Origin of the sequence: Nocardia sp. NPDC058497, from assembly GCF_042720195.1 — a bacterium.
Taxonomy (GTDB): Bacteria; Actinomycetota; Actinomycetes; order Mycobacteriales; family Mycobacteriaceae; genus Nocardia.
The window spans coordinates 1-3,852 of the sequence record NZ_JBHXMY010000257.1 but is presented as its reverse complement, the minus strand read 5'-3'; the positions used below and the strand labels follow the sequence as shown (position 1 = coordinate 3,852).

General features: G+C 67.7%; 5 protein-coding genes. All 5 read right to left on the bottom strand.

The window, feature by feature from the left end; genetic code table 11:
- Positions 1-40: 40 nt before the first annotated feature.
- Positions 41-955 (bottom strand): ectoine hydroxylase, encoded by a 915-nt coding sequence (gene thpD, locus ACFWPJ_RS18120; RefSeq protein ID WP_378852735.1) that lies wholly within the window; start codon positions 953-955, stop codon positions 41-43.
- Entirely contained in the window at positions 948-1,352 is a 405-nt protein-coding gene (locus ACFWPJ_RS18115; RefSeq protein ID WP_378852733.1) for an ectoine synthase, read from the bottom strand. The genes thpD and ACFWPJ_RS18115 overlap by 8 nt, the downstream gene beginning before the upstream one ends.
- Complete coding sequence (ectB, locus tag ACFWPJ_RS18110; protein ID WP_378852745.1) at positions 1,349-2,617, bottom strand: diaminobutyrate--2-oxoglutarate transaminase; 1,269 nt, start codon at positions 2,615-2,617, stop codon at positions 1,349-1,351. Before ectB ends, ACFWPJ_RS18115 begins: the two co-directional genes overlap by 4 nt.
- Entirely contained in the window at positions 2,617-3,168 is a 552-nt protein-coding gene (ectA, locus tag ACFWPJ_RS18105; protein WP_378852731.1) for a diaminobutyrate acetyltransferase, read from the bottom strand. The genes ectB and ectA overlap by 1 nt, the downstream gene beginning before the upstream one ends.
- A gap of 68 nt (positions 3,169-3,236) precedes the next feature.
- The coding region (locus tag ACFWPJ_RS18100; RefSeq protein WP_378852729.1) for a response regulator transcription factor at positions 3,237-3,852 on the bottom strand (616 nt) is incomplete at its 5' end.

Genomic DNA, 3,852 nt, shown 5'->3' with positions numbered 1-3,852 from the left:
ATGATCCGCGGGCCGCGGCCTCCCTCACCGAATTTCCGCGCTAGCGCGCCTGATCCGCGAGCGCAGCCACCGCTTCCGGCACCTCGCGCACCGGGCTGACCGCGCGGGCCGCGATGTGGGCCGGCCTGCGCCGGGGCGCCGCGTACGGCTCGGCCAGCGCGTTCTCCACGCTGTTGAACACCAGGAAGATGTTCGACCGCGGGAACGGCGTGATGTTGTTCGACGAACCGTGCATCAGATTCGAGTCGAACAGCAGCGCCGAACCGGCTCGCCCGGTGAACTGGGTGATGCCGAAGCGGGCGGCGAGGAAGGTGATGTCGTCGTTCGTCGGCACCCCGATGCGCTGCTCCTGCAACGACTCCCGATAGTGGCTGTCGGGGGTCTCACCCAGGCACGGCACGAAGGTGCGGTGCGAGCCGGGCATCAGCATGAGACTGCCGTTGAACGGGAAGTTGTCGGTCAGCGCGATCGACAGACTCACCGCCCGCGGCGCGGGCATGCCGTCCTCGGCGTGCCAGGTCTCGAAATCCGAGTGCCAGGCGAATCCGCTCCCGCCGAAGCCTGGCATGTAGTTCACCCGGCTCTGGTGCAGGTACACCGCCGAACCGAGGATCTGCTCGGCGAGGCCGACGATCCGCGATTCGGTCAGCAGCTCCGCGATCGGCTTGCTGAGCTGGTGCACCTGGAACACCGAACGCACCTGCCCGGCAACCGGTTCCACCACGACCCGCTCGTCGCCGTAGAGCACGGGATCGGCGGCGAGATGACCGACCTCCGCACCGAATGCCGCCACCTCGTCGGGGCTGAGCAGGTCGGGGATGGTCGCGTAGCCGTTGGCGTCGAACCCCGTCAGCTCGGGCGAGGTGATCCGGCCCCACACGGTGGGGTCGGTGCGCTCGAGATGCGGTGCGGGCTCGGTCAGCCGGGTCGGGTAGCGGTCGGACCGATCAGACACTTGCTGCCTCCTCCTCGACGACGAGCGGATACACCCCGTTCTCATCGTGTATTTCGCGGCCGGTGACCGGCGGATTGAACACACACAGCATCCGCAACCGGGTGCGCGCGTTCACCTGATGACGTTCGTGGCCGTCGAGCAGGTACATCGACCCGGGGCCGAGCTGGTGGACGGTCCGGTTGTCGAGATCGAGCAGACTGCCCTCGCCCTCGATCAGCCAGACCGCTTCGACATGGTTCTGGTAGTGGAACTCGTGGACGGTCCCGGCCTCGATCGTGGTCTCGTGGAAGGAGAACCCGACCCGGTCGCCCGCGAGCACGATGCGCTTGCTGCGCCAGCCGGGGCCTGCCACATCACGGTCGGTGCCGGTGATCTCGGCGGTGGTGCGCACGATCATGCGGCACCTCCACAGACGGTGTCGATCGAGTCCGACAGCACGGACAGGCCGCGGTCGAGTTCGTCGCTGCCGAGTGTCAACGGCGGCAACAGCTTCACCACCTCGTCCATCGATCCCGAGGTCTCCACCAGCAGGCCCTGCTCGAACGCGGTGCGGCACACCTTGCCCGCCTGCGACGGGTCGTCGAAGACGATGCCGTGCACCATGCCGCGGCCGCGGGTGGTCACGCCCTCGTGACGATCGGCGACCGCGGACAGCTTCCTGGCGATGTATTCGCCGTTGGCCGCGGTGTGCTGGGCGAGGCGGTCGTCGGACCAGTACTCGCGCAGGGCGGCCGTCGCGGTGACGAAGGCGGGGTTGTTGCCGCGGAAGGTGCCGTTGTGCTCACCCGGCGCCCACTGGTCGTGCTCGGGCTTGAGCAGCACCAGCGCCATCGGCAGGCCGTAGCCGCCGATCGACTTGGACAGGGTGACGATGTCGGGGGTGATGCCGGCGATCTCGAAGGAGAAGAACGGGCCGGTGCGGCCGCAGCCCATCTGGACGTCGTCGACGATGAGCAGGATGTCGCGCGCGGCGCACAGTCCGGCCAGGTGGCGCAGCCATTCCGCGCGGGCCAGGTTGACGCCGCCCTCGCCCTGCACGGTCTCCACGATCACCGCGGCGGGCCGGTCGAAACCGGAGGAGCTGTCGTCGAGGACGCGCTGCATCCAGCCGAAGTCCTCGATGGTGTTGTCGAAGTAGCCGTCGAACGGCATCGGGGTGGCGTGCTCGAGCGGCACACCGGCACCGGCCCGCTTGGCGGCGTTGCCGGTGACCGACAGCGCGCCGAGGGTCATGCCGTGGAAGGCGTTGGTGAAGCTGAGCACCGTCTTGCGGCCGGTGACCTTGCGGGCCAGCTTGAGCGCGGCCTCGACCGCGTTGGCGCCGGTGGGGCCGGGGAACTGCACCTTGTAGTCGAGGCCACGCGGCGACAGCAGCGTGTCGCGAATGGTCTCCAGCAGTTCACGTTTGGCGACGGTCGACATGTCCAGACCGTGGGTGATGCCGTTGCTGGCCACATAGTCCAGCAGCGCCCGCTTGAGGACGGGGTTGTTGTGGCCGTAGTTCAGCGCGCCCGCGCCGGCGAAGAAGTCGAGGTACTCGCGACCTTCCTCGTCGCGCAGCCAGGCGCCCTCGGCGGAGGCGAAGACGGCAGGCCAGTCACGGCAGTATCCGCGCACATTCGATTCCATCGCCTCGAAAATGCTGGTGTCGGTGGTCGTGATCATCGTCGTTCCTCCTGGCGCTGAGCGGGTGTGATGACATACAGCTGCTCGGCCTCGTGTGAATCGGGGAAATCGTGCGTTTCGAACAAAGAGTCGGTGCGCAAACCCGCACCGCGCTCCCGGGCCACCGCGGCGAACAGCGCCTGGGAGGCGGTGTTGCCGGGTGAGATCGTGGTTTCCAGCGTGGTGATGCCCGCGGGTGCCACGGAATCCAGCAGCGCGTGCAGGATCGTGGCGGCCAGGCCACGGCCGCGGAATTCGGCGTCGACGGCGATCTGCCAGACGAACACGGTGTCCGGCGCTTCGGGGCGGACGTAGCCGATGACGAATCCCACGGCGCGGCCGTCGCATTCGGCGACGATCGACGTGGCGGCGAAATCGCGACACCACAGCAGGTAGGCGTAGCTGGAGTTGACGTCGAGCACCTGCGAGTCGCGGGCGATCCGCCACAGCTGGGCTCCGTCACCCAGGCGTGGGGGTCGCAGTGTCGGTTCCGCACCGAGAACCGCAGGGGCGGTAGCGGATTCGCTGGACATGGTGGACGAAGGCATACATCCACAGTGTCGAACCGACTTTGCGGTCTTTGTGTCGAGCTCTTTGCAGTTGTATGACGAGTCTTTTACTGCGAGGGCAGATCGAGCCGATAGCCGAGTCCACGCACGGTGACGACGATGCGCGGGTCGGACGGGTCGCGTTCGATCTTGGTACGCAGCCTGCGCACGTGGACATCGACGATCCGCTCGTCACCGAAAAAGCCCTGGTCCCAGACTCTTTCGAGCAGCACGGCGCGACTGAGCACGCGGCCGGGGGTTTCGGCGAGTTCGCACAGCAACCGGAATTCGGTGACTGTGAGGTGGATCTCCTCGGTGCCGCGGCGGACCGCGCCGGCGTCGGTGGCCAGGATCAGTGGCGCGTCCGGATCCGCGTCGAGCACCGCTTCCGGGGTGGTGTCGCGATCGGCGGTGATCCGGGCACGGCGGCGCAACGCGCGCATCCGTGCGGTGATCTCCTTGATCTCGAACGGCTTGCTGACGAAGTCGTCGGCGCCCGCTTCCAGGGCTGCGACGACATCGTGGGTGTCGTACCGGGTGCTGATCACGATGATCGGCACGTCGTGGTCGCGGCGGATCTCCCTGATGCAGTCGAAGCCGTCGGTCTCGCCGCGCATCAGGTCCACGATCATCAGATCGGGTGGGCCGTCGATCCGCAGCCGATCCAGGGCGTCCTCGGGGACC

Bases quoted from the DNA above. Each gene is read 5' to 3' on its own strand.
- ACFWPJ_RS18115 (WP_378852733.1), bottom strand. From the start codon at position 1,352: ATGATCGTGCGCACCACCGCCGAGATCACCGGCACCGACCGTGATGTG.
- ectA (WP_378852731.1), bottom strand. From the start codon at position 3,168: ATGCCTTCGTCCACCATGTCCAGCGAATCCGCTACCGCCCCTGCGGTT.